This is a genomic window from Microbacterium oxydans, from assembly GCF_000956525.1.
In the GTDB taxonomy this organism is placed as follows: domain Bacteria; phylum Actinomycetota; class Actinomycetes; order Actinomycetales; family Microbacteriaceae; genus Microbacterium; species Microbacterium oxydans_A.
In genome coordinates, this window is record NZ_JYIW01000015.1 from 17,138 (window position 1) to 43,717 (window position 26,580).

The 26,580-nt window shown below is 69.2% G+C and carries 27 protein-coding genes; 20 read left to right on the forward strand and 7 right to left on the reverse strand.

Annotation, left to right across the window (positions count from 1 at the left end):
• Window position 1: 1 nt before the first annotated feature.
• The gene (locus RS83_RS01490; RefSeq protein WP_045277736.1) at window positions 2-1,429 is read left to right on the forward strand and encodes a mechanosensitive ion channel family protein; all 1,428 of its coding nucleotides are present in this window, start codon (window positions 2-4) and stop codon (window positions 1,427-1,429) included.
• An 87-nt stretch (window positions 1,430-1,516) separates the two neighbouring features.
• Here the strand turns inward: RS83_RS01490 and RS83_RS01495 are convergent, their stop codons facing one another.
• Window positions 1,517-2,458, reverse strand: a complete 942-nt coding sequence (locus tag RS83_RS01495; RefSeq protein ID WP_045277810.1) for a DMT family transporter — start codon at window positions 2,456-2,458, stop codon at window positions 1,517-1,519.
• A gap of 250 nt (window positions 2,459-2,708) precedes the next feature.
• On the opposite strand from RS83_RS01495, the gene RS83_RS01500 reads away from it, so the two are divergent.
• The 12 genes from RS83_RS01500 (at window position 2,709) to RS83_RS01555 (ending at window position 13,756) form a co-directional block, all read left to right on the forward strand.
• Window positions 2,709-3,995 (forward strand): adenylosuccinate synthase, encoded by a 1,287-nt coding sequence (locus RS83_RS01500; RefSeq protein ID WP_045277737.1) that lies wholly within the window; start codon window positions 2,709-2,711, stop codon window positions 3,993-3,995.
• A 9-nt stretch (window positions 3,996-4,004) separates the two neighbouring features.
• On the forward strand, window positions 4,005-5,126 hold the full coding sequence (locus RS83_RS01505; RefSeq protein ID WP_045277738.1) for a lactonase family protein: 1,122 nt from the start codon (window positions 4,005-4,007) through the stop codon (window positions 5,124-5,126).
• 174 nt (window positions 5,127-5,300) lie between these two features.
• Window positions 5,301-6,710, forward strand: coding sequence for an MFS transporter (locus RS83_RS01510; protein WP_045277739.1), 1,410 nt, complete (start codon window positions 5,301-5,303; stop codon window positions 6,708-6,710).
• 234 nt (window positions 6,711-6,944) lie between these two features.
• The gene (locus RS83_RS01515) at window positions 6,945-8,378 is read left to right on the forward strand and encodes a dihydrolipoyl dehydrogenase family protein (RefSeq protein ID WP_045277811.1); all 1,434 of its coding nucleotides are present in this window, start codon (window positions 6,945-6,947) and stop codon (window positions 8,376-8,378) included.
• 207 nt (window positions 8,379-8,585) lie between these two features.
• The gene (locus RS83_RS01520; protein ID WP_045277740.1) at window positions 8,586-8,888 is read left to right on the forward strand and encodes a DUF427 domain-containing protein; all 303 of its coding nucleotides are present in this window, start codon (window positions 8,586-8,588) and stop codon (window positions 8,886-8,888) included.
• 64 nt (window positions 8,889-8,952) lie between these two features.
• Window positions 8,953-9,813 carry an ABC transporter ATP-binding protein gene (locus tag RS83_RS01525; RefSeq protein ID WP_045277741.1) on the forward strand — a complete coding sequence of 287 codons (861 nt, stop codon included), beginning with the start codon at window positions 8,953-8,955 and terminating at the stop codon, window positions 9,811-9,813.
• Window positions 9,810-10,490: an ABC transporter permease gene (locus RS83_RS01530; protein ID WP_045277742.1), complete on the forward strand. Its 681-nt coding sequence runs from the start codon at window positions 9,810-9,812 to the stop codon at window positions 10,488-10,490. Before RS83_RS01525 ends, RS83_RS01530 begins: the two co-directional genes overlap by 4 nt.
• Window positions 10,487-11,221, forward strand: a complete 735-nt coding sequence (locus RS83_RS01535; RefSeq protein WP_045277743.1) for an ABC transporter permease — start codon at window positions 10,487-10,489, stop codon at window positions 11,219-11,221. Before RS83_RS01530 ends, RS83_RS01535 begins: the two co-directional genes overlap by 4 nt.
• Before the next feature lie 65 nt (window positions 11,222-11,286).
• Window positions 11,287-12,210 carry an ABC transporter substrate-binding protein gene (locus RS83_RS01540; protein WP_045277744.1) on the forward strand — a complete coding sequence of 308 codons (924 nt, stop codon included), beginning with the start codon at window positions 11,287-11,289 and terminating at the stop codon, window positions 12,208-12,210.
• Between the two features lie 432 nt (window positions 12,211-12,642).
• Entirely contained in the window at window positions 12,643-13,050 is a 408-nt protein-coding gene (locus tag RS83_RS01545; protein WP_197072041.1) for a hypothetical protein, read from the forward strand.
• The gene (locus RS83_RS01550) at window positions 13,032-13,391 is read left to right on the forward strand and encodes a hypothetical protein (RefSeq protein WP_045277746.1); all 360 of its coding nucleotides are present in this window, start codon (window positions 13,032-13,034) and stop codon (window positions 13,389-13,391) included. Before RS83_RS01545 ends, RS83_RS01550 begins: the two co-directional genes overlap by 19 nt.
• On the forward strand, window positions 13,388-13,756 hold the full coding sequence (locus RS83_RS01555; RefSeq protein ID WP_156153079.1) for a hypothetical protein: 369 nt from the start codon (window positions 13,388-13,390) through the stop codon (window positions 13,754-13,756). The genes RS83_RS01550 and RS83_RS01555 overlap by 4 nt, the downstream gene beginning before the upstream one ends.
• 25 nt (window positions 13,757-13,781) lie before the next feature.
• On the opposite strand, the gene RS83_RS01560 is transcribed toward RS83_RS01555, so the two are convergent.
• A complete protein-coding gene (locus tag RS83_RS01560; RefSeq protein ID WP_045277748.1) occupies window positions 13,782-15,011 on the reverse strand; it encodes an AI-2E family transporter in 1,230 nt (409 codons plus the stop codon).
• A gap of 61 nt (window positions 15,012-15,072) precedes the next feature.
• Between RS83_RS01560 and RS83_RS01565 the strand changes: the two genes are divergently transcribed.
• Window positions 15,073-15,372, forward strand: a complete 300-nt coding sequence (locus RS83_RS01565) for a chorismate mutase (RefSeq protein WP_045277749.1) — start codon at window positions 15,073-15,075, stop codon at window positions 15,370-15,372.
• Between the two features lie 11 nt (window positions 15,373-15,383).
• On the opposite strand, the gene RS83_RS01570 is transcribed toward RS83_RS01565, so the two are convergent.
• On the reverse strand, window positions 15,384-15,977 hold the full coding sequence (locus RS83_RS01570) for a short chain dehydrogenase (RefSeq protein ID WP_045277750.1): 594 nt from the start codon (window positions 15,975-15,977) through the stop codon (window positions 15,384-15,386).
• Between the two features lie 97 nt (window positions 15,978-16,074).
• On the reverse strand, window positions 16,075-17,169 hold the full coding sequence (locus RS83_RS01575; RefSeq protein ID WP_197072042.1) for an ROK family transcriptional regulator: 1,095 nt from the start codon (window positions 17,167-17,169) through the stop codon (window positions 16,075-16,077).
• 223 nt (window positions 17,170-17,392) lie between these two features.
• On the opposite strand from RS83_RS01575, the gene RS83_RS01580 reads away from it, so the two are divergent.
• A complete protein-coding gene (locus RS83_RS01580; RefSeq protein WP_045277752.1) occupies window positions 17,393-18,559 on the forward strand; it encodes an ROK family protein in 1,167 nt (388 codons plus the stop codon).
• Window positions 18,560-18,618: 59 nt separating this feature from the next.
• On the opposite strand, the gene RS83_RS01585 is transcribed toward RS83_RS01580, so the two are convergent.
• The 3 genes from RS83_RS01585 to RS83_RS01595 are packed head-to-tail and all read right to left on the reverse strand — an operon-like array spanning window position 18,619 to window position 21,810.
• A complete protein-coding gene (locus RS83_RS01585) occupies window positions 18,619-19,545 on the reverse strand; it encodes a carbohydrate ABC transporter permease (RefSeq protein WP_197072043.1) in 927 nt (308 codons plus the stop codon).
• Window positions 19,546-19,547: 2 nt separating this feature from the next.
• Window positions 19,548-20,528, reverse strand: coding sequence for a carbohydrate ABC transporter permease (locus tag RS83_RS01590; RefSeq protein ID WP_082071470.1), 981 nt, complete (start codon window positions 20,526-20,528; stop codon window positions 19,548-19,550).
• 31 nt (window positions 20,529-20,559) lie between these two features.
• A complete protein-coding gene (locus RS83_RS01595) occupies window positions 20,560-21,810 on the reverse strand; it encodes an extracellular solute-binding protein (protein ID WP_045277753.1) in 1,251 nt (416 codons plus the stop codon).
• Between the two features lie 273 nt (window positions 21,811-22,083).
• Between RS83_RS01595 and RS83_RS01600 the strand changes: the two genes are divergently transcribed.
• The 5 genes from RS83_RS01600 to RS83_RS01620 are packed head-to-tail and all read left to right on the forward strand — an operon-like array spanning window position 22,084 to window position 26,556.
• Window positions 22,084-22,980 carry an SIS domain-containing protein gene (locus tag RS83_RS01600; protein ID WP_045277754.1) on the forward strand — a complete coding sequence of 299 codons (897 nt, stop codon included), beginning with the start codon at window positions 22,084-22,086 and terminating at the stop codon, window positions 22,978-22,980.
• 24 nt (window positions 22,981-23,004) lie between these two features.
• Window positions 23,005-23,985, forward strand: coding sequence for an ROK family protein (locus RS83_RS01605; RefSeq protein WP_082071471.1), 981 nt, complete (start codon window positions 23,005-23,007; stop codon window positions 23,983-23,985).
• Complete coding sequence (locus RS83_RS01610; protein WP_045277755.1) at window positions 23,982-24,926, forward strand: 1-phosphofructokinase family hexose kinase; 945 nt, start codon at window positions 23,982-23,984, stop codon at window positions 24,924-24,926. The genes RS83_RS01605 and RS83_RS01610 overlap by 4 nt, the downstream gene beginning before the upstream one ends.
• Window positions 24,923-25,780, forward strand: coding sequence for a class II fructose-bisphosphate aldolase (locus RS83_RS01615; protein ID WP_045277756.1), 858 nt, complete (start codon window positions 24,923-24,925; stop codon window positions 25,778-25,780). Before RS83_RS01610 ends, RS83_RS01615 begins: the two co-directional genes overlap by 4 nt.
• A complete protein-coding gene (locus RS83_RS01620; RefSeq protein ID WP_045277757.1) occupies window positions 25,777-26,556 on the forward strand; it encodes a DeoR/GlpR family DNA-binding transcription regulator in 780 nt (259 codons plus the stop codon). The genes RS83_RS01615 and RS83_RS01620 overlap by 4 nt, the downstream gene beginning before the upstream one ends.
• Window positions 26,557-26,580: the final 24 nt, after the last annotated feature.

Here is a 26,580-nt window from a genome sequence, read left to right on the forward strand (position 1 = left end):
CATGCTCGACGAGGCGTTCCGGGACGGGTGGGGGTGGTGGGTCGTCGCGCTCGCCGTCGGCGTGCCGGTGCTGCTCGTCGTCCTCACCGAGCTGATCAACGGCCTCCGCCGCCGCAACAGCCCGATCGCCGGACCGCTGCGTCTGCTGCGCAACGGCGTGATCCCAGCCGGCGCGCTGTTCGCCCTGCTGTTCTTCGCGATCCAGTCCCCGGCCGATCAGGTGTGGACGCGCGTGGTCGCGACGATCTTCGGGTTCCTCGTGATCCTGCTGGTGCTGTCGTCGTTCAACGTCGCGCTGTTCGCCAACGCCGCGCCCGACTCCTGGCGCAAGCGCATCCCGTCGATCTTCATCGAGATCGCCAGACTCGTGCTGGTGGCGCTCGGCCTCGCGCTGCTGTTCTCGTGGGTGTGGGATGCCGATGTCGGCGGCCTCTTCACGGCGCTCGGTGTCGGGTCGATCGTGATCGGCCTCGCGCTGCAGAACGCGGTCGGCGGCGTCATCTCCGGCCTGCTGCTGCTGTTCGAGCAGCCCTTCAAGATCGGCGACTGGCTCGACACCGGCGGCGTGAAGGGGCGCGTGGTCGAGGTGAACTGGCGCGCCGTGCACATCCAGACCGGCAACAGCATCCAGATCGTGCCGAACTCCACGCTCTCCGGCGCATCGTTCACGAACATGAGCGCGCCAACGGGCATCTACTCCGCCACGACGACCGTGACGTTCGCGACCGACGACCCGCCGCACGAGGTGATGGCGCTGCTGACCGAGGTCGCCGAGGCGCTGCCGATGCGCCTGGAAGACGAACGCCCTGACGTGGACTACCTCGGCAAGGGCGCGTATGAGGTCACGATCCCCGTGAGCGCGCCCGGTGAGGCGCAGCGTGCGCTCTCCCTCTATCTGTCGTGGCTCTGGTACGCCTCGCGTCGCCGCGGGTTCGCGCTCGACGGTGACGCGACCGATCCGATCGCCGAGCCTGCTCGACTGGTCGAGGCGATCGAGAAGGTCGGACCGACGTTGCACCTTCGCGATGAGGACCGCGAGGCGATCCTCGCCGGTACGAGGCTCGAGCGCTACGGCGTCGGCGAGCTGGTGCTGGGCTCGGGCGTCGTGCCGGATCGCGTGCTGATCGTCGTCTCCGGTCGGGCTGCGCTCGGCGTCGAGGCCGATGGCGGGCGGATCGACTTCGCCGCGGCCGAGCACGGCGACATGATCGGGCACACCGCACTGACCAGGGAGCGCACGCAGACGGTCGCCGTGGCATCCGACATCCTGACCGTGCTCTCGGTGCCGCTGTCGATCATCGATCAGCTGATCCAGACGCGTCCGCGGCTCGCGGCCGAGATCGGCGAGGCGCTCGAGCTGAAGCGCAAGCTCGCCGCGGATGCGCTGAGCGCACTCGGCCTGTCGCGGCCGATCGCGCGCAAGCGCTGATTCGCGGCTCGTCCGCACGAGGTGGGACGCAGTGAGGGGTCAAGACGCGCCGTTCGCGTGCACGTGTGAACGGCGCGTCTTGACCCCTCACCGCGAGGCGCTGCGTTGCCGCCACCGCAGCCGGGTGACGAGCACGCCCAGGAGGCACAGCGCGCCGCCGAGGAACATCAGGGGTGTCGGCACCTCGCCGAGGATCGCCCAGGACATCAGGATCGCGATCGCCGGAACGACGTACGTGGTCGCCGAGGTCTGACCCGCGGTGCTCCGCTGCAGGACGTATGCCCAAGTGGTGAAGGCGATCGCGGTGGGGAAGATGCCGAGGTAGACGACCCACATGGTGGCGTCGAGCGGGGCGGACTGCAGCGCGCCGATGAGGCTGCCCGTCCACGGGAGCAGTGCGATGGTGCCGGCGACAGCGCCGAGGAACGTGAGCGTCGTCGCGTCGGTGCCGGCGCTGAGCAGCCGCTTCTGCAGCAGGGTGCAGCCGGCGTACATGACGGCGGCGAGGAGGGCGAGCAGCAGGCCGGTGATGTCGGGCCCCTCGGCGGTCGAGGAGTTCATGCCGATCAGCACCACGCCGAGGAAGGCGATCGGCGCACCGATCACCAGCGGCTTCGGGAACCCCTCGCGCAGGAACAGTCCGCTGAAGATCACGACCATGAGGGGTGCGAGATTCACCACCATCGCGGCGGTGCCGGCATCGAGGGTGCGCTCGGCGGCGTTGAGGGCGAGGTTGTAGACGCAGAACCAGCCGACGCCCCAGACGGCGATGAGCCACCAGTGCCGACGATCGGGCAGACGGATGCCGTGGCGCACCGCGATGATCGCGAGCACCACACTGCCCACCGCCATGCGCAGCAGCGCCAAGGCGCCGGGGTCGTAGTGCGGACCGGCCCCGCGGATGCCGATGAACGCGGATGCCCAGAGAACGACCGTGACCAACGCGGCGATCAGGACGAGAGGGCCCTGGGTCTTCGGGGTGGCGGTGGGCGTGCGGACGCCGTGTTCGCCGGGTGCGGCTTCTGACATCCTCCGATCCTGGCATCGGGCTCCGACATCGGCGATCACCTGCACCGCCAGCATCCGTCGCTTTTCGGTCATTCCTGGCGGAGCCCCGCTTCCGGTCGCAGTTCGCGCCGCCCCCTCGGGCTCGAGACGGCAGCAACTGCGACCGGAAGCGGGCCGAAGGGGCCGGAACGGCCTCCCGATAGGATGGAAGCGCCCGAAGAGGGCCAGCTCATCGGCCGGTGCAAACCCGGCGAAAGCAGGGGGGACACCCATGCCAGGAATCGTGATCGTCGGCGTGCAGTGGGGCGACGAAGGAAAAGGCAAGGCCACCGATCTTCTCGGTGAGCGCACCGACTGGGTGGTGAAGTTCAACGGCGGCAACAACGCCGGACACACCGTCGTCGTCGGCGACGAGAAGTACGCGCTGCACCTGCTGCCGTCCGGCATCCTCTCCCCGGGCGTGAACCCGGTGATCGGCAACGGCGTCGTGATCGACCTCGAGGTGCTCTTCTTCGAGCTCGAGGCGCTCTCCGCCCGCGGCATCGACGTCTCGCGGCTGCGCGTCAGCGCCAACGCGCACATCATCACCGCATACCACCGCACGCTCGACAAGGTCACCGAGCGCTTCCTCGGCAAGCGCATGATCGGCACGACCGGCCGCGGCATCGGACCGGCATACGCCGACAAGATCAACCGCGTCGGCATCCGCGTGCAGGACATCTTCGACGAGAACATCCTGCGTCAGAAGGTCGAGGGCGCCCTCGATCAGAAGAACCATCTGTTGGTGAAGATCTTCAACCGCCGTGCCATCACGGCCGACGAGATCGTGGAGGATCTGCTCTCCTACGCAGAGCGGCTGCGCCCGATGGTCGCCGACACCGGCTACCTGATCTCCCAGGCGCTCGACCGCGGCGAGGTCGTCGTGTTCGAGGGTGGCCAGGCCACCATGCTCGACGTCGACCACGGCACCTACCCGTTCGTGACCTCGTCGTCGGCGACGGCAGGTGGAGCATCCACCGGTTCCGGCGTCGGTCCCGGCGCGCTCGACCGCATCGTCGGCATCGTCAAGGCGTACACGACCCGTGTCGGCTCCGGCCCGTTCCCGACCGAGCTCTTCGACGAGCAGGGCGAATGGCTGCGCTCCGCCGGGTTCGAGTTCGGCACCACGACCGGCCGGCCGCGCCGCGTCGGCTGGTACGACGCCCCCATCACCCGCTACGCGACCCGTGTCAACGGCATCACCGATCTGGTGCTCACGAAGCTCGACATCCTCACGGGTCTCGAGCGCATCCCGGTCTGCGTCGCCTACGACGTCGACGGCGAGCGCTTCGACGAGGTGCCGGTCAACCAGACCGACTTCCACCACGCCACGCCCATCCTGGAGTACTACCCGGGCTGGAGCGAGGACATCTCGACCGCGCGTTCCTTCGATGACCTGCCCCAGAACGCGCAGGACTACGTGCTGGCGCTCGAGGGCATGAGCAACACCCGCATCTCGGTGATCGGCGTCGGCCCTGAGCGCGACCAGGTCATCGTCCGCCACGACCTGCTCGACTGAGTCAGCCCGATGACGCGGTTCTGGCTCGGCGGCTACGGCGAGGGCATGGAAGGGCAGGCCGAGGGCATCGGCTTGCTCGCCGGCGACTCCGGGCGCGAGGCGAACAGCCTGTCGTACCGCGGGGCCGTCACCCGGACGCCGTCGCCGTCGTGGCTGGCATCGCATCCGCGGCTCGACGTGGTCTACGCGGCGCTCGAAGGGGATGCCGCAGTGCAGGCCTTCGCCCGCTCCGGCGACCGGGCGCTGGTGCCGCTCGGCGAGCCGGTCGTGGCGGGTGACTCCGTCTGTCATCTCGCCGTCGCGCCGGACGGGCAGTCGCTGATCGCGAGCTGCTACGGCGATGGACGTGTCGTGCGGATCGGCCTGGATGCCGACGGGCGGTTCGTGCCAGCGGCCGGAGACCGTGCCGCCAAAGCGGCGGCGCTTCGGGCTGCGCTGTTCGGGGACGACGGTTCGGACCCGGCGGATGCCGCGGATGCGCCGCTTCCTGCCGGAGTCGGTGTGCCGGCTGCCGATCCGTACGACGCCGACCGGGCGTCGCATGCGCATTCGGCTGCGTTCCTTCCGGATGGACGCATCGCGACCACCGATCTCGGGTTCGACCTGGTGCGGATCTGGCGGCCGACCGGCGACGGGCTCCGCCTCGACCACGAGGTCGTGCTGCCGCAGGGCACCGGACCGCGGCACATGGTCGTGCATCCGAGCGGCCACCTGCACGTCGTGACCGAGTACTCGTGCGAGGTCTTCACGCTCGCGGCGGCCGTCGACGGCACCTGGCACGTCGTGTCGGTGGCGCTCGCGAGCCCGATCGCCGAGATCGGCGTCGACTTCCCCGCCGAGCTCGCCCGCACGCGCGACGGCGCCTTCCTCTACACCGCGCTGCGCGGCAGCAACACGATCGCCGCGCTGCGCGTGCGTGGCGGCGGCGAGTCGCTCGAGCCGACGGCCCTCGCGGACTCGGGTGTGGACTGGCCGCGCCACCACCTCGTGTACGAGGGCAAGCTGCTGGTCGCCGGTCAGCGCTCGAACACGATCAGCCTGCTCGACCTCGACGAGCGCACCGGGGCGCCCCTCGGCATCCGCCATCAGGCCCAGGTGCCCACCCCGACGCACTTCCTGCCGGTGCGCTGAGCCCGGTTCGTCGCGCGAGGCTCGGCGGGCCCGCGTGCACAATTCAGCAAGAACGTCGGTCCGCCCCTGACGAACGGCCGATTCGGGCCGGTCGCCGAGATTCTTGCTGAATTGTAAACAGGGCAGCTCGGCCGACTTGACCTCAACCATTGTTGAGGTTCTACGGTCGGATGCATGACGACAGACACAGGCGAGATGCGCGCCACGACGGCGAACGAGCCGGGCATCCTCAGCGGCGCGTACCTCTGGATCACGATCGGGGCCTGTGCGCTCGTCTTCCTCGGCGCGTTCGAGTCCCTGGCCGTGACCACGGTGATGCCGGCGGTGAGCGCCGACCTCGACGGGGAACGGCTGTACGCGCTCGCTTTCGCAGGCCCGCTCGCGACCGGCGTGATCGGCATGGTCGCCGCCGGCAACTGGGCCGACCGTCGGGGCCCTGTCGAGCCGCTCTACACCTCGGTCGGCGTCTTCGTCATCGGACTCCTCGTCGCCGGCTTCGCCCCCACCATGGAGGTGCTGGTCGCCGGGCGGTTCGCGCAGGGCCTCGGCAGCGGCGCCCTGACCGTCGCGCTCTACGTCGTGGTCGCCCGGGTGTACCCGCGCTCGCTGCACCCCGCGATCTTCGCCGGATTCGCGGCCGCGTGGGTGGTGCCGTCGCTGATCGGTCCGACCGTCGCCGGTGCCGTGACCGAACTGTGGAGCTGGCACTGGGTCTTCCTCGGAGTCGTCGTGCTCGTGCTCGTCGCGCTGCTCATGGTCGTGCCGGCGCTGCGCGGCCTGGCGCACAATGACGGCGATGCCTCGACGCCCTGGGCGCTCGGACGCCTCGGCTGGTCGGTGCTGGCCGCGCTCGCGGTGCTGGGGCTCAACCTGCTCGGCGACATCCCGGGTGCCGGCCCGCTGCTGGCGGTCGCCGCCGCGGTCCTGGCGCTCGTCGCCGTACGGCCGCTGCTGCCGCGGGGCACCCTGCGCGCGCGTCGCGGTCTGCCCTCCGTCATCCTGGTGCGCGGTCTCGCGGCCGCCGCGTTCTTCGGCACGCAGGTCTACATCCCGTACCTGCTCACGGAGCGATACGCCGTCTCGCCGACTCTCGCCGGCCTCTCGCTGACCGGTGGTGCCCTGGCCTGGTCGGTGGCGGCGACCGTGCAGGGTCGCATGGGCGCGCGGCTGTCGAGCGTCACTGCAGTGCGGGTCGGGACGGTGCTCGTGCTCATCGGCATCGGTCTCGCGCTTGCGACGGCCGCCCTCAGAGCGGATGCCGCACTGATCATCGCCGCGTGGGTCGTCGCCGGCCTCGGCATGGGGCTGATGAGTCCGCGCACGAGCGCCCTCACCCTGGCGATGTCGACGCCCGAGACGCAGGGCTTCAACAGCTCGGCCATGACGGTCGCCGACTCGTTCGGCAGCGCGCTGGCGCTCGCGATCACCGGTGTGCTGTTCGCGAGCCTCGCGACGGTCGCAGATCCGTTCACCGCCGTCTTCACGCTCGCCGCCGTGATCGGCCTCGCCGCCGTGGTGCTCGCGCCCCGGCTCGCACCGAAGGGTGGGGCGGCGGTGGAGGTCGGGGAGTCGGTGGCGGGGTAGCCGGTCTCGGCATCCGGAACATCGCCCTGCGACGTGCAGGAGGAATGGCCGGATGCAGGAGCGGTTCGCGGCGATTCCTCCTGCGACCGGCGGATGCTCCTGCGCGTCGCGGGCGATGTCGCGGCGGAACCAGGGTCTCGCTGCCAGAACATCCGCCCCGGCGCGCCGGGAACATCCGGCACGGCATCCGATGTTGGTCTTGAACATGGCGACCGGCGACGAGAGGCTATGGGCATGACTGCTGAGAAGACGGACGAGTACGACCTGATCGTCGTGGGCGCAGGCCCTGTCGGAGAGAACGTCGCCGACCGCGCCGTGCAGGGCGGGTTGACCGCGATCATCGTCGAGAGCGAGCTCGTCGGCGGGGAGTGCTCGTACTGGGCGTGCATGCCGTCGAAGGCGCTGCTGCGTTCGGCGCAGGCGTTGCGGGCGGCGCAGCACGTCGCCGGCGCAAAGGAGGCGGTGACCGGCACGCTCGACGTGCGGGCCGTGTTCGAGCGCCGCGACTCGTTCACGAGCAACTGGTCGGATGACGGGCAGGTGAAGTGGCTCGACTCCGCCGGCATCGACCTCGCCCGCGGCCACGGCCGACTGACCGGTGAGCGCGAGGTCACCGTCACCGACGCCGACGGCGGCACCCGGGTGCTGCGCGCCAGGCACGCGGTCGCGATCAGCACGGGGTCGGATGCCGTGATCCCGCCGATCGACGGACTGCGCGAGTCCTCGCCGTGGACCAGCCGCGAGGCCACCAGCGCCGAAGAGCTCCCTGACTCCCTCGCGATCATCGGCGGCGGAGTGGTCGCTGTCGAGATGGCGACGGCGTACGCGGCCCTCGGATCGGCGGTCACCCTGATCGCCCGCGGTTCCCTGCTCGGCTCGATGGAGCCCTTCGCCGGCCAGCTCGTCACCGCCGGCCTGCGCGAGCTCGGCGTCGAGGTGCACACCGACACCGGCACGACCTCGGTGCACCGTGGAGCCGAAGGCGTCACGATCACCCTTGCCGACGGCTCGACGATCGTTGCGGCAGAGGTCCTGGCCGCGACCGGTCGTTCGCCGCGGAGCGGGGACATCGGCCTCGAGACGGCCGGGCTCACGCCGGGCAAGTGGATCGAGACGGATGACACGCTCCGCGTCCCCGGATCCGAGTGGCTGTACGCGGTCGGCGACGTGAACGGACGGGTGCTCCTCACCCACCAGGGCAAGTACCAGGCGCGCGCGGTCGGCGATGTGATCGTCGCCCGCGCCAACGGCGATGACGTGGATGACGCGCCGTGGGGCCGTCACGTCGCGACGGCGGATCACGCCGCTGTGCCGCAGGTGACGTTCTCGATCCCGGAAGTCGCATCGGTCGGCCTCACCGAGAGCGCTGCCCGCGAGGCAGGGCGCACGATCGAGGTCGTCGACTACGACCTCGGCGCGATCGCCGGCTCGAGCCTGTACGAGGACGGCTACGCGGGGCAGGCCCGCCTGGTCATCGACACCGAGCGCGACATCGTGCTCGGCGCGACCTTCGTCGGACCGGAAGTCGCCGAGCTCGTGCACGCGGCGACCATCGCGGTCGTCGGCGAGGTCCCGATCGCGCGCCTCTGGCATGCGGTGCCGTCGTATCCGACGGTGAGCGAGGTCTGGTTGCGACTGCTCGAGGGCTACGGACGGAACTCGGCATGATCCGCCGGGGGCGGTCGGGGAATCGGATGCTGCGACGCGGCATCCGTTCCGGCGCCCGCTCCGAACAGCTGATGGACGTGCAGGATGCTCCTGCGCGCCCGCACGATCGCAGGGATTGTTACCCACATTGACGGCACCTCGCGCAACCCCGCTGTCAATGTCGGCGACCTCTTATACGCTCATACCCGAATCCGAGGAGGCAGGACCATGAAGGCTGTACTCGCAGGAACCGTCATCGCCGACGCAGCAGAAGGCGATCTCGTGAAGATCGAGGGGAACTGGTATTTCCCGCCCGCATCCATCACCCCTGGCGCGCTCGTCGAGAGCCCGACCGCATACCGATGCCCCTGGAAGGGCGACGCCCAGTACTTCTCGATCCAGGTCGACGACACCCTCCACAAGGATCTCGCCTGGTCGTACCCGACCCCGTATCCCTCTGCATTCGACCGCGTCGGCACCGACTTCTCGGGCTACGTCGCGTTCGACCCGAGCGTCGAGATCTCGCAGTGACCTCCGTCTGCCGCAGTCGCGGAGCTGACGCACGCCTCGTCGATCGACCGACCGGAGACCAGCCATGATCGAATTCCGCAACGTCACCAAGCAGTTCCCCGACGGGACCGTCGCCGTCGACGACTTCAGCCTGGTGCTCCCTTCGCGAAAGACCACGGTCTTCGTCGGCTCCTCCGGCTGCGGCAAGACCACACTGCTGCGCATGATCAACCGGATGGTCGAGCCGACCTCCGGTGACATCGAGATCGACGGCGAGAACGTCCTGGTGGGCGATCCGGTGCAGCTGCGCCGGCGCATCGGCTACGTGATGCAGAACTCCGGGCTGATGCCGCACTTCTCGGTCATCGACAACGTGGCCACCGTGCTCCGCCTCACGGGCGTGAAGAAGCCGGAGGCCCACAAGCGGGCACGCACCCTGCTCGACACGGTCGGCCTCGACCAGGCGCTCGCCGAGCGCTACCCGAGCCAGCTCTCCGGCGGGCAGCAGCAGCGGGTCGGTGTCGCGCGCGGCCTCGCCGCCGACCCGAACATCCTGCTCATGGACGAGCCCTTCGGTGCCGTCGACCCGATCGTCCGCGCCGACCTGCAGCAGGAGACGCTCCGACTGCAGCACGAGCTCGACAAGACAGTCGTGTTCGTCACGCACGACATCGACGAGGCGTTCCTGCTCGGCGACCAGGTCGTCATCCTCGACAAGGGCGCGCGGATCGTGCAGGTCGGCAGCCCGAGCGAGATCATCGAGAACCCTGCGGATGACTTCGTCGCGGCGTTCATCGGTGCAGACCGCGGCCGCCGCGCGCTGCACCTGAAGGAGACGCCGCACGGCACCGTGGTCGTCGACTCCGAGGGACGCACGCAGGGCGCGATCATCGCAGCCCCCGAGACGGATGCCACCACGACCGCCGGGCAGGACGGACGGGCGTGAACTGGGTCACCGACAACCTCGGGCTGATCTTCGAGCTGACGCTGGTGCACCTGCGTCAGAGCATCGTGCCGATCGTGCTCGGGTTCGTGCTGTCGCTGCCGCTCGGCTGGGTGGCCTGGCGGTATCGGCTCGTGCGCGGGCCGATCATCGTGCTCACCGGCCTGCTCTACACGATCCCGTCGCTGGCGCTGCTGATCCTGCTGCCGGCCACGCTCGGCTACTCCGCGATCAGTGAGACGAACCTGGTGATCGCGCTGACGATCTACGCGGTGGCGATCCTCGTGCGTGCGGTCGCCGACGGGCTCGACTCGGTCGACGACGGCGTCCGTCAGGCAGCGACGGCCACCGGGTTCGCACCGTTCCGACGCTTCTGGGCGGTCGAGTTCCCGCTCGCCGGCCCCGTGATCCTCGCAGGGCTCCGGGTCGCCGCTGTCAGCACGATCTCACTCGCGACCGTCGGCATCCTGATCGGCGTCACGAACCTCGGGTACCTGTTCACGAACGGACTCGAGCGCCGGATCATCGCCGAGGTGCTCGCCGGCGTCGTCGCGGTCGTCATCATCGCGCTCGTGATCGACCTGATCCTGCTGCTGATCGGCCGGGCGCTGATGCCCTGGACGACGGCAGCGAGCCGGGTCTCCGCGAGCCGCGCCGTTCCAGTGAGGGCAGCCGCATGAACCTCTTTGCAGACGCCATCGCCTGGATGCTCTCGCCCGAGCAGTGGACCGGCAACTACGCCCTGCCCAAGCTCCTCGCCGAGCACCTCACGCTCACCGCGATCTCAGTGCTGATCGCTGCGGCCATCGCCCTGCCGCTCGGCTGGCTGATCGGCCACACCGGTCGCGGTCGCGAGATCGCGGTCGCCATCTCCGGTGCAGCGCGGGCGATCCCCGCCTTCGGCCTCATGGTGCTGCTGGTGCTCGTGCTCGGGGTGCTGCGCGTTCCCGAAGCCGCGATCACCACCTTCGTGCTGCTCGCGATCCCCTCGCTCCTCGCCGGTGCCTACACGGGCCTCGAGGCCATCGATCGACGCGTGATCGATGCCGCGCGGGCCATGGGCATGACCGAATGGCAGCTCTTCTGGAAGGTCGAAGTCCGCCTGGGCCTGCCGCTGCTGGTCGGCGGCATCCGTTCAGCACTGCTGCAGGTCATCGCGACCGTCACGATCGCCGCCTACGTCAACCTCGGCGGACTCGGCTGGCCGATCATCCAGGGCATCCCGCTGCGTCGCTTCGACCAGGTGCTCGGTGGTGCGCTCATCGTCGCAGTGCTCGCGCTGCTCGTCGACCTGCTGCTCGCGGCCGCGCAGCATGCGGCCGTGCCGCGCGGACTCCGCACCGGTCGTCCGGCCCGCCGTCGTACCCGTCCGCTGACGCCCGCACCGGCGCCGGCGGCAGCCACCGCCTGATCCTCCGTCCCAGCACCAGTTCCAGCACACAGCACCAGTAGAAGTCCCAGAGAAGAGAGAAGTCCATGTTCACAGCACGAGGCAAGCGCTCCGTCCTCGCCATCGGCCTGGTGGCCGCGGCGACACTCGCCCTGTCCGCCTGCGGCGGCAACCCGCTCGACGAGCCGTCGAGCGACGCCGGATCGGCGTCGGGCAGCTCCGACACGATCGTCGTCGGCTCGCAGGGGTACTACTCCAACGAGATCATCGCCGAGATCTACGCCCAGGCGCTCGAGGGTGCAGGCTTCACGGTCGAGAAGAAGCTCAACATCGGTCAGCGCGACGCGTACATGCCCGAGGTCGAGTCCGGTGAGATCAACGTCTTCCCCGAGTACACCGGCAGCCTGCTGGAGTACCTTTCGGACGACGACGTCACGGTCACCTCGCCGGAGGACGTCTACACCGCCCTCACGAAGGCACTGCCCAAGGGGCTGACCGCGCTCGACTACGCCGAGGCATCCGATCAGGACACCTACACGGTGCTCAAGAGCTTCGCCGAGGAGCACAACCTCAAGACCATCGGCGACCTCAAGAACGTGACCTCGACCGTCACGATCGGTGCACCGCCGGAGTTCGAGCAGCGTCCGTACAACCCGGCCGCCGCCAAGGAGGTCTACGGCGTCGACCTGGCGTTCTCGGCCACCGGCCCGACCACGCTCGAGTCGCTGCTCGCCGGTGAGATCCAGGTCGCCGACATCTACACCGCCGACCCTGCCTTCGAGACCGAGGACATCGTTGCGCTGGAAGACCCGGAGAACCTCATCATCTCGTCGAACGTGGTGCCGATCGTCTCGAGCGACATCGCCGATGAGGTCTCCGACGTGCTCAACGCGATCAGCAAGAAGCTGACCGCCGAGGAGCTCGTGTCGCTCAACGTGCTCAGCACGGTCGACCAGAAGTCCTCGGCCGACATCGCCAAGCAGTGGCTGGCTGACAACGACCTCGGCTGAGTTCGTTCTCGCGCTGAAGCGCTCGTCCTGTTGTCGATTGCAGCAGTGGGGCGGGCGCTTCGGTATGCGGGGGCAGGGCGCACCGCACCCTGAGTCGTCTGATTCTCGAAATCGACTTCTTTCCCAGACCGCCGCGATGCATAATTATTGTTTCAACGAAATGGTTGTGCAGGCATGGAGATATCCACGAAGGAAGCCGCCCGCAGGCTCGGGGTGACTCCTCAGCGTGTCCTGAGGATGCTCCGCGACCAGCAACTCACAGGACGCCGGATCGAACGGACCTGGCTGGTCGATGAAGCATCCGTGATCGCCCGCTCCACGTTGACGTCGATGCCAGGACGCCCCTGGGCGATACACACGACGCTCCGCATCATCCGGGCGCTGTCGAACCGTCAGCCGCTTGGAGCCCGCGATGCCGGCGCGCTCTCGCGGTTGAGCACCGACGGCGCGGCGGCGAAGATCGCGCAGGCGGTCAGCGTGCGCCGCTTCTCGACTCGGTGGATCGAGGACGTCCCGCAGTATCTTTCCTTGACGGGCGAGAGCGCGATCGATCGCATCACTTCGAACCCCTGGAGACAATTGCATCCAACGCTTCACTCGGTGCACGGGTACCCGCGGCGTGGCGAAGAACTCAGGGACGTCGTGCGCCGGGCGCGACTCGTCGAAAATCCTGAGGGTGACGTGCATCTTTACGAGTTCGAGGGCATCGACTTCCCCTGGGACGAGACTCCCACGGCGTTGATCGCCGTGGATTGCAGTCGTTCGACCGCGGTGCGTGTCCGTTCCGTGGGGTTGGATGCGCTCGCGGAGATGAAGGTCCGATGGTCGAGTTCCACCTGACCGGAATCGATGTGGCTGCGCCGCCGTGGTCGTTGCTCATCGAGGTCGCAGATGCGACACCTGATCGCAGTTGGGTGCTGGTCGGAGGAATGATGACCCACCTGCACGCGCTGCGCGGTCGCGTCAGCGCCAGCCGTCCGACGATCGACGTCGATCTGCTGGTCAACCTCGACGTCATCGCGGCGCAGATCGGTGCGGTGGCAGGGCCGCTGCAACACCTGGGGCTGCAACCCGTTCAGTCCCACGGGCAGTTCATCGATTCGCCCGCGATGGTGACGTCGTCGACATCATGGTCAGCCGCACCGCCCCCGCGGCACGGTGGGCGCGTCGCCCCGTCATGAGAGCCCCGGGAGCCAGCCTCGCACTCCAAGAGCACGACGCCGACATCATCGATGTCGATGGGCGGGCCGATGTCCGGATCTACGTGCCCACCTCGACCGCCGCGATGGTCCTGAAAGCCGCCGCGTATGTCGATGACCGGCGAGATCGAGATCGTCATCTCGAGGACCTCGTCATTCTTCTCGCGGCAGACACGAGACCTGCACCGGACTATTCAGGCATTCCGAGATCGCAGCGCCGGCATCTCACACCTGCCATCGCACAGCTCGCGAACCCCGAACACCGCGCGTGGTCGATCCTCGACCCTCTCGACCGTCAGCTCGCACGAGTCGCGTTCGAAGAGCTCGCCCTCATCGCTCCGAGCTGATCGTCGCCAGGATGCCTCAGCCCGCCTAGACCCTGGCGTCCTGTCGGGGCACCAGGACCTGCTTGATGATGATGAGGATGGATGCCGCGACCGGCACCGCCACGAGCGCGCCGAGGAGTCCGAGCAGCGTGCCACCCGCGAGGGCGCCGATGACCACGAGCGACCCAGGGATCGAGATCGCACGGTTCATGACTCGCGGCGTGATCACATACGCCTCGACCTGCATGTAGATCAGGTACACGATCCCGAAGATCAGCGCGCCGATCGGGTTGGTGAAGAGCGCGAGGCCGGTGCCGATGACCCAGAAGATCACCGAGCCGACGAGCGGGATCAGTGTGATGCAGAACGCGACCGTGGCCATCAGCGGCGGGAACGGCAGTCCGAGGAAGAAGTAGAGCGCGAAGGCGAGCACGGCGTTGAGGAACGCCAGCACGACCATGCCCATCACGTAACCGCCGACCGAGTCGGTGATCTGGTCGGTGATGTCGGCGGCGCGGGCACGGTCGCGGGCCGGCGCGAGGCGCAGCAGCGCCTGCTTCATGCCGGGGAGCGTGGCGACGAAGTACAGGGTCAGCACGAGCACCACGATCACGCCGGAGATCGCGGTGGCGATCGAAGCGCCGACCTGCAGCGCACCGCCGCCGATCGCTGCGATGTTGCCCGGATCGGTGAGGAACTTCTGGATGTCGGCCACGAGCGATTCGAACTGGTCGCCGAACTGCGCCTCGAGCGTCGCGTAGATGTCGCTGCGGGTGAAGTCCGCGATCATCCCAGGCACGGAGCGCACGAAGCTCGCGATCTGCTCGATCACGATGGGCAGCACCGTCCACAGGATGAGCGCGACCACGACGATGAGGCTGAGGATCACGACGACCACCGAGATCGCCCTCGACAGGCCGCGGCGTTCGAGGAAGCGCACGGCGGGATCGAGGCCGAGCGCGGCGAAGAGGGCGAGCGCGATGTAGATGAGCACGGTCGACAGGTTCGAGAGCGCGAGGCCGAGCAGGATCGCGGCGAGACCGCCGAGTGTCACCAGGAAGCCGAACACGAACGGCTTGTCGATGCGCGTCCAGAACGAGCGGCTCGGTGCCATCGGCTCGACGACCGCGCGCGGTCGGCTGCTCGGCGGAGCGGATTCCTCAGAGGCGGACGCCGGGACCGGTGAGCCCGGGTCGCCCTGCTCGGGTGCCGGGGCGACCGGGCGGTCGTCGGCATGCTCAACGGGCGGGGATGCCGGCGACTCGTCGTTGCTCATGTGCTCACGATAGCGGGGGCAATCGCCGTGCCAGGAGCGCTCGCGGCTCTAGAGTGGTGGCATGACTGCCGCTGACGACCCTCGGGCCGAACTTCTTCGACTTCGCGCCAGCATCGACAACATCGACGCCGCGCTGATCTTCATGCTCGCCGAGCGCTTCCGTGCCACGCAGCAGGTCGGGCAGCTGAAGGCCGAGCATGAGATGCCGGCATCCGATCCGGGGCGCGAGGAGCAGCAGGTCTCCCGGCTGCGCGCGCTCGCCGAGGACGCCCACCTCGACCCGGAGTTCGCCGAGAAGTGGTTCAACTTCGTGGTGGCAGAGGTCATCCGCCACCACACCGAGGCGGCCGAGGGGCGCTGAGCCCCGGGTGATCAGACGGCCAGGATGCGTCCGGTGATCACGCCCTCGACCGACCGCACGTAGGCGGTCGCGACTTCCTCGTCGGTGACGGGACGGTGCCCGGGGAACGACGAGTGGTAGCCGGGCGAGTTCGCCAGCACGTCGGGTGAGATCGCATTGACGCGGATGCCGCGCGGCGCCTCGGCCGCGGCCGTGATCGCGAACGACTCGAGCGCGCCGTTCGCCATGGCGGCCGCTGCGCCGGTGGCGATGGGCTCGCGGGCCAGCACGCCGCTGGTCAGGGTGATCGATCCCCCGTCGGCGAGGTGGGGCAGCGCCTGGCGGACGACCTCGATCTGCGCGAGCGTCTTGCCGGTGAAGGCGGCGATGTAGTCCTCGCGCGTGAGCTCGGCGAGCGGCTTGAACGGCACCGAGCCGACGGCGACCACGACCGCGTCGACCGTGCCGACTCGTTCGAACAGTGCGCCGATGGATGCCGCATCGTTCACGTCGACGGCTTCGTCGCCGCTGCGCGAGGCGCGGATGACGTCGTGTCCGCGTGCTGCGAGCGCGTCGGCGACGACACCGCCGATGCTGCCGGTCGCTCCGATGACGAGTGCCTTCATGATGTCCTCCCGGTCTGTCGCGGCATCCGTCCGGACACCCCTCCGAGTCTTCCACTCCGAGCGACGAGGAGGGCGGACCTCCACCCGATCCGTCCGGTCAGCGGGCGCTGAACGCGTGCGAGACCACGCGGGCGGCTGCGCCGCGCAGCACGGCGTCGTCGAGTGCGCTGCCACGCACCTCCGGACCGCGCGAGGGGTGCGATGCGGCCTGCACGGCAGTCGCAGCAGCGGCGATCAGCTCGTCGTCCACGGTCGCCGATGGTCCGCTCAGCACGATCGTCGGCAGGTCGACCGCAGCGGCGATCACCGACAGCGATGTGCCGAGCCGGGTTCCCGCCGCGGCGAGCACGTCGCCGCGCTCGGCTGCGGTCGCCTCGTCGAGTCGGCGTGTCAGCGCGGGGACCGATGCCCAGGCGTGCACGCAGCCGATGCGTCCGCACGGGCAGGTGTCGCCAGGGTCGCCGCCGGCGATCACGTGGGCGAGCTCGCGCGCTCCGGTCGAGCGCTCGACCGGAGCGCCGTCGTCGTCGAAGGCGCGGATGGCGGTGCCGATGCGTGTGCCCATCCGCACGAGGAGGAAGTCGCTGTCGAGGCCGCCGAACTGCAGCTCGGCATCCGCTGCGAGATCCGCATCGTCGAACAGGTGCACCGGTGCGTCGACGGTCTGGGCGAGCAGGGCATGGAGACCGAGGAGCGCCGGTGAGCCGCTCGGTACACCGACGCCGACGCCGAGCGGAGGGCTGGACGCCAGCAGCGCGAGCTCGGCGACGATCGCGCCTGCCGCCTGCACGGCGTCTCCGTCGGTCGGGCGCACGCGCCGATGCGCGAGACCGCCGTCCGGTGTGGCGAGGGCGCCGACCACCTGGTGGGGTGCGCTCAGGTCGAGCGCGATCACCTGCACGGCGCGCTGGTCGAACTCGAGCATGACCGCCGGCTTGCCTGGCCGCGAGTCCTGGCTCTGGCCGCTCTCGCGGATCACGCCCTCGTCGATGAGGCTCTTCACGACCTCGGAGATGGTCGGTCGGGCGAGCCCGGTGATGCGAGCGAGGTCTGCGCGGCTGACGCCGGAGCGCTGCATCAGGGTGCGCAGCACGAGGCCGCGGTTGCGGTCGCGGATGGCGCGCGCGTGGGTGTTCGTCAGCGGGGCACGCTGTGTGACGGACGATGCATCGGTCGAGACGATCGAGGGCATGAGCGGATGCCGGGTCATCGGCCGGGTCGGGCGGCCGAAGCCGTCGTGACCGGGCGTCCTAAGATCGAAGTGGCGGGCACGGTGCTCCTTCGCGGGCGGCGATACGGTGACGAGACCCGGATCTGCTCACTAAGTTTAGTGAATAAACGAACTCCGCGCGAGCCTCTGCGGCAGCGCGGGATGTATCGATCACGTCGCCCGACGTGTGGAGGAACGGAAGCCCATGCCGAACAGCGATGACGTTCGCGACACGCAGGCCTCCGTTCGTCGTGCGAACCTCCGCCGAGCGCTGCAGCTGGTGTTCCGCAGCCCCGGATCGCAGACCAGGGCGGGCATCGCGCGTGCGACCGGGCTGACCGCCGCCACCGCATCGTCGCTGGTCGCCGAGCTCATCGCGAGCAGGCTCGTCGTCGACGGCGAGCAGGCCGCGAGCACCGGAGGCAAGCGCGCGACGACACTGAGCGTCGACGCCGACCATCACCTGCTCCTCGGGCTCGTGATCCAGCCGACGAGTGCCCGTGTCTCCCTGTTCGCGCTCGACGGCACGGAGGTCGACACCCGACGCATCGCCTACACCGCCGCGACGCGCGACCGGGCTCTCGACGAGGTCGTCGCGACCGTCGCCGCGACGTACGGCGGCCGCATGCTGGCAGCCGGCGTCCAGCTCCCCGGCACGACCGACGGGCGTTCAGTGCTCGAGAGCGTGCAGCTCGACTGGCGCGATGTGCCGCTGGCCGAGCGCCTCGAACCGCTGCTCGGAGCACCGGTGATCCTGGTCAACGACGTCGATGCCGAAGCCATCGCCGAAGCCGGCATGGACGAGTCTCCATCCGGCTACCGGCTCTTCATCCACCTCGGCGGCGGCGTGGGGGCGGCGATCACCCTCGACGGCGAGCTCGCACCAGGGCCGAGAGACCGTGCCGGCGAGATCGGCCACGTGCAGGTCGAGTTCGGAGACACTGCACGGGCGTGCCGGTGCGGTCGGGTGGGCTGTCTGGAGTCTGCGGCGTCGCTCTCGGCGCTGCTCGGCGAGGAGTTCGTCGACGGGATGGATCCGCAGACGGTCGTCGCCCTCGCCGCTGCCGCGGATGAACACGATCTCGCTGCCGGGGCGCGTGCGCTCGCCAGGGCGATCAAGCTCATCAGTGCACTGCTCGACCCGGCCGAGGTGGTCATCGGCGGACCGGCGGCCGTGCTCGGCGATCGCTTCCTCGCCCTGTTGCAACACGAGACCGACTACCAGGCCAGTGGCACGGCGAGCGTCCCGGTGCGCTACGCCGACACGCGGGCGACCGAGGCGGCCGGCGCTGCGCAGGCAGCGCTGACCGCTGTGCTCGGCGTTCGGTGGAGCCCGACCCAGCTCATCTCGGCCTCCGGCACCTCGGCCTGAATCCGCCCGCCGGGGCGCTCACAGCTCGGCCGAGCCCCGGCATCCGGTGTGCCGACCGCCTACTTGACGCTGCCTGCGGTGAGACCGCCGACGAGGCGCTTCTCGATGAGCATGAACAGGATGACGACGGGCAGGATCGCGACGATCGAGACGCCGAACACGTACTGCCAGCTGGTCTCGTACTGGCCGACGAACTTCGTCAGGGCCACCGAGAGCGGCTGGTTCTTGTCGGTGGAGAGGATGACGAGCGATGCCGCGAACTCGTTCCAGCAGGCGACGAAGGTGAAGACGATCGCGGTGACGATGCCGGGCCAGACGAGCGGCAGGTTGATCTTGAACAGGACGGTGAAGCGACCGGCTCCGTCGATCTGCGCGGCCTCGTCGATCTCCTTCGGGATGCCGGCGAAGAACGAGTGCATGATCCAGACGGCGAACGAGAGGTTGAAGGCGGCGTTGATGAAGATCATCGCGACCCAGGTGTCGCCGAGTCCGAGGGTGGTGAACTGGCGGAAGAGGCCGGAGGTGAGCACTGCCGGCTGCAGCATCTGGGTGACGATCACGAGGAACAGGAACACCATGCGGCCGGGGAACTTGAACCTGGCCGTGTAGTACGCGGCGGGGAGCGAGACGGCGAGCACCAGCAGGGTCGCGAAGACCGCGATGACGATGGTCGAGATCAGGTTGTAGGGGAGCGGCGTCTCCGGGGTCGACCACATGGTGATGTAGTTCTCCCAGTGCCATTCGGTGGGGAGATACGTGGGGTCGACGGAGCGGATCTGCGGCTTGGTCTTCACCGACCCGAAGAACATGATCAGGTACGGCAGGACGAAGATCGCGAGCACGAGGAACCCGGCGGCGGTGCGCAGGATGACCCGGGGCAGGGTGACCTGGTCTTCGGTGTAGCGGCGCTTGCGGCCAGGGATCGGCGGCAGGGCGTGTCCGCCGCGACGGGTGGTGGTCACGAGTTCGGTCTCGGTCACGGTCATGATCAGACCTCCTTCATGGGCTTGACGATCTTCACGTAGGCGGCGACGATCAGGATCACGATCAGGAACGCGATCACCGACAGGGCGCTGGCGACATCGACCTTCTTCTGCAGCTCGATGTACTTGAAGATCAGGGTCATGATCGTGTCGGCACCGTAGCCGGGGATCGAGCCGGTCATCACCTTGAGGATCGGCAGCGAGTTGAACACGTTGATGATGTTGATCAGGATCGCCACCGCCAGGGCGCTGCGCAGCTGCGGCAGGATGATCGACCAGTAGGTGCGCGCGGGGCCGGCGCCGTCCATCTTCGCGGCCTCGATCGCATCCGCCGGCACCGACTGCAGGCCGGCGAGGATCGTGTACGTCGTGAACGGGAGCGACACGAACACGGCGATCACGATCGACCAGGCGAACGCGGTGGCGGGGTTCTTGGTCCACCCGTAGCCGACGGAGTCGTCGGAGAGCCCGATGTCGTAGAGGAACTTGTTGAACACCCCGAAGTACGGCTCGAGGCTGTAGTAGAAGACCATCGTCGTCATCACGACGGATGCCGCCCACGGGATGATGACCGCCATGCGGACGATCTGGCGCCCGGGGAACGCCTTGTTCAGGATCTGCGCGAGTCCGAGCGAGATCACGACCGTGAACAGCACGACCGACACGACCCAGATGACCGTGCGGCCCAGGATCGGCCAGAACTCCGCGAACGCGAACACGGTGGCGAAGTTGTCGAACCCGACGGAGCCCTTGTCGAGTCCGGAGAGGGAGATGTCGCGGGTGGAGTTGAAGAACATCACGCCCGCGGGGAAGAGCACGACCCCGAAGATCAGCAGGACGGCCGGACCGATCCACGGCAGGGCCTGCAGGAGGTCCTTGGCGCGGGCTCCGGTGGGCTTGCCGCGTGCCGGGCCTTCGCCGCTGGGGGTGCGGGGGCGGCCGGTGGCCGCCCCCGCCTGGTTCGAGGACTCTGTCGTCTGGCTCATGATGTTCTCGAACCTTCCCGGTCGGCAGGCGTCAGCCCGCGTCGACCTGTGCCTGGATCTGCTTCAGCACGTCAGCCGCGGACTGCGACTGGAGCTGACCGAACAGCGACTTGAACGCGCCGTCGGCTGCCGACCAGCTGGCGTTCGTCGACGGGTAGAACTGCGCGTCCGGCAGCACGTCGAGGAAGGGCTTGAGTGCCTCTTCGCCGGCGAGCGCCTCGGAGCCCGACTTCGTGACGGGGAGGAAGCCCTCGGCCTGCACCCACGGCACGTACACGTCTGCCGAGTAGTAGTAGTCGAAGAACTTGGTGATCGCTTCCTTCTTGTCGCCGTCGTTCTGGAAGGCCATCAGCTGGTCCATCACGCCGAGGGTGAACGGCGAGCCGTCCTTGGTCGGGATCGGGACGATGGAGTAGTCCAGGTCGGGGTTGCCCTCCTCGATCTGACCCACCGTCGGCGGGAGGCCGACCTGCATGCCGATCTTGCCCTGGATGAAGATGTCCATCAGCGGCGAACGCTGCGTGGAACCCGGGTCGGCCTGCGTCGCACCGGCGTCGATCATCTTCTTGATCTGCTCGGCCCCGACGAGGTTCTCCGGGGTGTCGATCGTGATCTCCGACGCATCGCCGAACGATCCGCCGCCGCCCCACAGCCACACGGCCGCCTCTGCCTGTGCCTCTTCGGATCCGAGCGGCATGCCGTAGCCGGCCACACCGCCACCGAGGGCGGACACCTTGGTCGCGGCATCCAGCAGCGAGTCCCAGTCGGTCGGTGCCTCGACGCCGGCCTGATCGAGCAGCGCGTTGTTGACGAACAGGGCACGAGCCGATGCGATGAGCGGCAGCGCGTACGCGGTGCCGTCGACCTCGGCGTTCTTGAGGAACGAGTCCTGGAAGTCCGAGTAGGTGTCGTCCGAGACGACGTCCTTCACCGGGTAGAGGAGCTCGTCGCCGACGAACCCGGCGAACGGTCCGCCGTTGTAGATGTCCGGTGCCTCGCCGGCCTGGATCTTGGTGGAGACGACCTTCTCGAGGTTGTCCCAGGACTGCACCTCGAGCTTGACCTTGATGTCGGGGTTGGCCTTCTCGAACCCGTCGATCACGGTCTCCCAGTTGGCCTTGGTGCCGTCCGAGTAGCTCGGGACGAGGAGGTCGATCGTGGTCGAACCTCCGGCATCGCCGCCGCTGTCGCCGGACGAGCCGCCGAATCCGCACGAGGCGAGTGTGAGTGTGGCGGTGGCCGCAAGAGCGACCGCCGCTCCGAATCGCAGTGACTTCTTCATGGGTGTTGCATTCCTCACTGTGTGGTGTTGCCGATCCGTCCGGCGGGTGTCACTCGGTGAGGAGCTGGCTCGTCGTTCGGGGAGGGGAGGGCGCGGGTGCACAGTCGCTGGGCAGTTCACGCGACGGTGCGTGGTGGAACCGTACTGATTATTTGTCAGGCTCATATACAAATCAAGAAGTTCCTTGAGGGAATCTTCGTAAGCGTCATACTATGATCGAAACAAGCTTCAAACAATCACAAAAGCGCAAAGATTGATTCGAAAGGCATCACGATGACCGAACCGCAGCCCGGAGCGCACATGCGCGCAGAACTCACCTCGCAGCCGGAGGCCTGGGCAGCGGCCGCCGATCTTCGCGATGCCCAGGCGTTGCTCCCCGCCTCCGGTGCGCGCGTCGCGGTCGTCGGCTGCGGCACGTCGTGGTTCATGGCGCAGTCCTACGCCGCGCTGCGTGAGACGGCCGGTCAGGGCGAGACGGATGCCTTCGCGGCATCCGAATCGTTCGTCGACCGCGGCTACGACGCCGTCGTCGCGCTCACCCGGTCGGGCACCACGACCGAGGTGCTCGAACTCGTCGACCGCATCAAGGGCCGCGTTCCGACGATCGGCGTGATCGGTGATCCCGAGTCGCCCCTGGTCTCGCTCGTCGACGAGGCGGTGCTGCTGCCCTTCGCCGACGAGCAGTCGGTCGTGCAGACCCGATTCGCGACGACCGCGCTCGCGCTGTTCCGGGCCTCCCTCGGCGAAGACCTCAGCGGCGCGATCGCGGATGCCGCAGCAGTGCTCGACGCGGACTTCGACGACGAGCTGCGCGATGCCGAGCAGTACACGTTCCTCGGACGCGGCTGGACGGTCGGGCTCGCCCATGAGGCAGCCCTGAAGATGCGCGAGTCGTCGCAGTCGTGGACCGAGTCGTACCCGTCGATGGAGTACCGGCACGGTCCGCTCGCGATCGCAGCCCCAGGTCGGGTGACCTGGCAGTTCGGCGAGGCACCGGATGGGCTGGCCGCGCAGGTCGAGGCGACGGGCGCACGGTTCGTGCAGCATCCGATCGACCCGCTGGCCGACCTGGTTCGGTTGCACCGGGTCGCCCTGGAGCGCGCGGTCGCACGCGGGCTCGACCCCGATCAGCCGCGCAACCTCACCCGGTCCGTCATCCTGGATGCATGACCGAACACACCACCGGGACCGCTGATGACCAGGCCTGATGACGTCACGGGGGCGAGCGACGCCTCGCCGCGAACGCACGCATCCGTGCGGTCGATCGGTGCCGGCGCGCCGGTGCTCGCCTTCGACGTCGGCGGCACCGACATCAAGTCGGGGTTGTTCGACGCCGATGGCCGCGTGCTCGGGTTGCGTCGATCGCCCACGCCGCAGGTCGAAGGCGACAAGACCTCGGCAGTGATCGAGCAGCTCGGGCTGCTGGCGGCCGAGGTGCGCGCCGAGCACCCGGAGGTGCAGCCGCAGGCGGCAGGGCTCGTGGTGCCGGGGATCGTCGATGCGGATGCCGGACTCGGCGTGTTCGCGAGCAACCTCGGGTGGCACGACTCACCGCTCCGCGACCTCGCGAGTGCGCGCCTCGGCGTGCCGGTGGCGTTCGACCACGACGTCAGAGCGGCGAGCTGGGCCGAGCATCGCCTCGGTGGTGCCCGCGCCTACGAGAACTCGGTCGTGCTCGTGATCGGCACCGGGATCGCCGGTGCCCTGCTGGTCGGCGGCGAGCCGTACACCGCCGGTGGCTATGCGGGCGAGATCGGCCATTCGCCGGTCGCCGATGGGCCGACCTGTGCGTGCGGCGCTCGCGGCTGCCTGGAAGCAGTCGCCTCGGCCGGAGCGATCGCCCGCCGGTACCGCGACGCCACCGGGATCACCCCGGACGGCGCGCGAGACGTGATCGCCCGCGCAGCGGCGGGGGAGCCGGCGGCATCCGACATCTGGGACTCCGCGCTCGACGCCCTCACCCTCTCGCTCGCGCAACTCACCGCCGTCTTCGCGCCGGAAGCCGTCGTGATCGGCGGCGGGCTCTCGCGGGCGGGCGACGCGCTGTTCGATGAGCTGCGCACCCGGCTCGCCGCCCGCCTCAGCTTCCACCGCCTCCCGGTGCTGGTCCCGGCCGAGCTCTCGGGCAACGCCGGGCTGATGGGCGCCGCGCTGCGCGCCAGGGAGCTCACATGATCCTCACCGTCACGCCGAATCCGGCGCTCGACCTCACCTGGCACGTCGACCGGCTCACGGTCGGCGGCACGCATCGAGCCGACGCGGGTGCCGCGCGCGCGGGCGGCAAAGGCCTGAACGTGGCCAGGGTCGCGCATGCGCAGGGCGCTGCAGTCAGGGCGATCACCACGGTCGGTGGCCGCACCGGCGAGGAGTTCGCCGAAGAGCTGCGGGCCAGCGGTGTGCCGCATTCACTGGTGCCGGTCGCAGGCGCGACGCGGCGCAGCATCGCGGTCGTCGACGCCGCACTCGGCGACACCACGATCGTGAACGAACGCGGGCGCAACCCGAGCGACGCGGAATGGGGCGAACTGGTCGCAGCCGTCGTCGATGCGGTGCCGAGCGCAGCCGTGCTCGTGATCTCGGGCAGCCTCCCGCCGGAGGCACCGGAACCGCTCCTCTCGGTGCTCATCACGGTGGGGCAGGACGCCGGAGCATCCGTCATCGTCGATACCTCGGGCCCCGCACTGCTGCTCGCTGCCGACGCCGGAGCCGCGGTGCTCAAGCCGAACGCCGCCGAGCTCGTCGAGGCCACCGGCATCGACGACCCGATCGAGGCAGCGCGCTCGCTCATCGCCCGCGGCGCCGGACTCGTGCTGCTCTCGCTCGGTGCCGAGGGGATGCTGGCGGTCACGGCATCCGATCTCCTGCACGCGCGACTCGACGCGCCCCTGGCAGGCAACCCGACCGGTGCCGGCGATGCCGCGGTCGCCGCCTGCGCACACCTGCTCGCCGAAGGGCAGCGCGACCCCGAGCGCATCCTGCGTCGCGCCACTGCCTGGTCAGCGGCAGCGGTGCTCATGCCGCTCGCCGGCGACATCTCCCCCACCTGGACCGAACTCGAGCAGCGCCTCATCGTCGCCCGCCCCGACCCCACCGCCTTCCGGAAGGACCCTGCGTGACCCTCGTCTCCGCCCACGATCTCGTCTCGACCGCTGCTGCGGCCGGCACGGGCATCGGCGCCTTCAACGTGATCCACCTCGAGACCGCCGAAGGGCTCGTGCGGGCCTCCGAGCTCGCCGGGCTGCCCGTGATCCTGCAGATCTCGCAGAACTGCGCCGACTACCACGGTGGCCTCGAGCCGATCGCGCTCGCGACGCTCGCCGTGGCCCGGCGCGCGCAGACGCCGGTCGCCGTGCACCTCGACCACGCAGAGCGACCGGAGCTCGTCGATGAGGCCATCGCACTCGGCTTCGGCTCGGTGATGTTCGACGGCGGCGCGCTGCCCTACGACGAGAACGTGGCACTGACCGCCGAGGTCGCGGCGCGCGCTCGGGCGGCCGGCGTCTTCATCGAGGGCGAGCTCGGTGAGGTCGGCGGCAAGGACGGCGCGCACGCGCCGGGCGTTCGGACCGACCCGGACGAGGCCAGGGCGTTCGTCGCTGCGACCGGGGTCGATGCCCTCGCCGTGGCCGTCGGCTCCTCGCACGCCATGACCGATCGCACGGCATCCCTCGATCTCGAACTGATCGCCCGACTGCGCGAGGCGCTCCCGGTGCCGCTCGTGCTGCACGGCTCGTCCGGGGTCGCCGACGACGAGATCGCCGCGGCCGTGCGCGCCGGCATGACGAAGATCAACGTCTCGACGCATCTGAACGGCTTCTTCACCAGGGCGATCCGCGAGAAGCTCGCCGCCGATGCTACCCTCGTCGATTCGCGGAAGTACCTCACCCCCGCGCGCGACGCGCTCGCCGCTGAGGCCGCACGGCTGCTGTGTCTGTTCGCCGCTGCCGGGGGCGATACGGTGGCGGGATGAAGCGCGCGTCGCGGCTCAACGCCATCCTCGACCTCCTCGCCGACGGGGGAGAGGTGACGGTCGACGACCTCGTCGCCCGCTTCGGGGCATCGCCGGCGACCACCCGACGCGATCTCGACTCGCTCGCCGAGCAGCGACTGCTCACCAGGACGCACGGCGGCGCGGTCGCGCAGACCGTCGCCTACGAGCTGCCCATCCGGTACAAGAGCCACCTGCGCACCGAGCAGAAGGAGCGCATCGCTCAGGCAGCGGCCGAACTCGTCGCGCCTGGCATGGTGGTCGGACTCTCCGGTGGCACGACGACCACTGCGATCGCCGCAGCCCTCGCGGCCCGTGACGACCTGGCCGCGGGCGCCGGCATCACGGTCGTGACGAACGCGGTCAACATCGCCGCCCAGCTCGCCACCCGCCCTGAGATCAAGGTCGTCGTGACCGGTGGCGTGATCCACTCCCGCAGCTACGAGCTCGTCGGACCGTTCGTCGAGCAGCTGCTGCGCGGTGTACGCCTCGACATCGCCTTCATCGGCGTGAACGGCATGGATGCGCTCTCCGGCGCGAGCACCCACGACGAGCGCGAGGCGGCCGTGAACCGCATGATGGCGGAACGCGCGCGTCGCGCCGTGGTCGTGACCGACAGCAGCAAGCTCGGGGTCGCGGCCTTCGCGGCGGTCGGCGGCGTCGAGCTGTTCCCGACCGTGCTGACAGATGCAGGGGCGGATGCTGAGGCCATCGCCGCGCTGCGGGCGGCCGGCTACGAGGTCCTGCTCGCCGACTGACTGCCGGCACCCGTCCGATTCGGA

What these genes read in the sequence shown, in the direction of transcription:
- RS83_RS01610 (WP_045277755.1), top strand. Translation starts at nt 23,982, where the DNA reads ATGATCCTCACCGTCACGCCGAATCCGGCGCTCGACCTCACCTGGCAC.
- RS83_RS01535 (WP_045277743.1), top strand. Translation starts at nt 10,487, where the DNA reads ATGAACCTCTTTGCAGACGCCATCGCCTGGATGCTCTCGCCCGAGCAG.
- RS83_RS01585 (WP_197072043.1), bottom strand. Translation starts at nt 19,545, where the DNA reads ATGACCGTGACCGAGACCGAACTCGTGACCACCACCCGTCGCGGCGGA.
- RS83_RS01605 (WP_082071471.1), top strand. Translation starts at nt 23,005, where the DNA reads ATGACCAGGCCTGATGACGTCACGGGGGCGAGCGACGCCTCGCCGCGA.
- RS83_RS01560 (WP_045277748.1), bottom strand. Translation starts at nt 15,011, where the DNA reads ATGAGCAACGACGAGTCGCCGGCATCCCCGCCCGTTGAGCATGCCGAC.
- RS83_RS01510 (WP_045277739.1), top strand. Translation starts at nt 5,301, where the DNA reads ATGACGACAGACACAGGCGAGATGCGCGCCACGACGGCGAACGAGCCG.
- RS83_RS01520 (WP_045277740.1), top strand. Translation starts at nt 8,586, where the DNA reads ATGAAGGCTGTACTCGCAGGAACCGTCATCGCCGACGCAGCAGAAGGC.
- RS83_RS01490 (WP_045277736.1), top strand. Translation starts at nt 2, where the DNA reads ATGCTCGACGAGGCGTTCCGGGACGGGTGGGGGTGGTGGGTCGTCGCG.
- RS83_RS01525 (WP_045277741.1), top strand. Translation starts at nt 8,953, where the DNA reads ATGATCGAATTCCGCAACGTCACCAAGCAGTTCCCCGACGGGACCGTC.
- RS83_RS01595 (WP_045277753.1), bottom strand. Translation starts at nt 21,810, where the DNA reads ATGAAGAAGTCACTGCGATTCGGAGCGGCGGTCGCTCTTGCGGCCACC.
- RS83_RS01540 (WP_045277744.1), top strand. Translation starts at nt 11,287, where the DNA reads ATGTTCACAGCACGAGGCAAGCGCTCCGTCCTCGCCATCGGCCTGGTG.
- RS83_RS01555 (WP_156153079.1), top strand. Translation starts at nt 13,388, where the DNA reads ATGAGAGCCCCGGGAGCCAGCCTCGCACTCCAAGAGCACGACGCCGAC.
- RS83_RS01590 (WP_082071470.1), bottom strand. Translation starts at nt 20,528, where the DNA reads ATGAGCCAGACGACAGAGTCCTCGAACCAGGCGGGGGCGGCCACCGGC.
- RS83_RS01515 (WP_045277811.1), top strand. Translation starts at nt 6,945, where the DNA reads ATGACTGCTGAGAAGACGGACGAGTACGACCTGATCGTCGTGGGCGCA.
- RS83_RS01505 (WP_045277738.1), top strand. Translation starts at nt 4,005, where the DNA reads ATGACGCGGTTCTGGCTCGGCGGCTACGGCGAGGGCATGGAAGGGCAG.
- RS83_RS01580 (WP_045277752.1), top strand. Translation starts at nt 17,393, where the DNA reads ATGCCGAACAGCGATGACGTTCGCGACACGCAGGCCTCCGTTCGTCGT.
- RS83_RS01570 (WP_045277750.1), bottom strand. Translation starts at nt 15,977, where the DNA reads ATGAAGGCACTCGTCATCGGAGCGACCGGCAGCATCGGCGGTGTCGTC.
- RS83_RS01495 (WP_045277810.1), bottom strand. Translation starts at nt 2,458, where the DNA reads ATGTCAGAAGCCGCACCCGGCGAACACGGCGTCCGCACGCCCACCGCC.
- RS83_RS01550 (WP_045277746.1), top strand. Translation starts at nt 13,032, where the DNA reads ATGGTCGAGTTCCACCTGACCGGAATCGATGTGGCTGCGCCGCCGTGG.
- RS83_RS01620 (WP_045277757.1), top strand. Translation starts at nt 25,777, where the DNA reads ATGAAGCGCGCGTCGCGGCTCAACGCCATCCTCGACCTCCTCGCCGAC.
- RS83_RS01565 (WP_045277749.1), top strand. Translation starts at nt 15,073, where the DNA reads ATGACTGCCGCTGACGACCCTCGGGCCGAACTTCTTCGACTTCGCGCC.
- RS83_RS01575 (WP_197072042.1), bottom strand. Translation starts at nt 17,169, where the DNA reads ATGCCCTCGATCGTCTCGACCGATGCATCGTCCGTCACACAGCGTGCC.
- RS83_RS01600 (WP_045277754.1), top strand. Translation starts at nt 22,084, where the DNA reads ATGACCGAACCGCAGCCCGGAGCGCACATGCGCGCAGAACTCACCTCG.
- RS83_RS01500 (WP_045277737.1), top strand. Translation starts at nt 2,709, where the DNA reads ATGCCAGGAATCGTGATCGTCGGCGTGCAGTGGGGCGACGAAGGAAAA.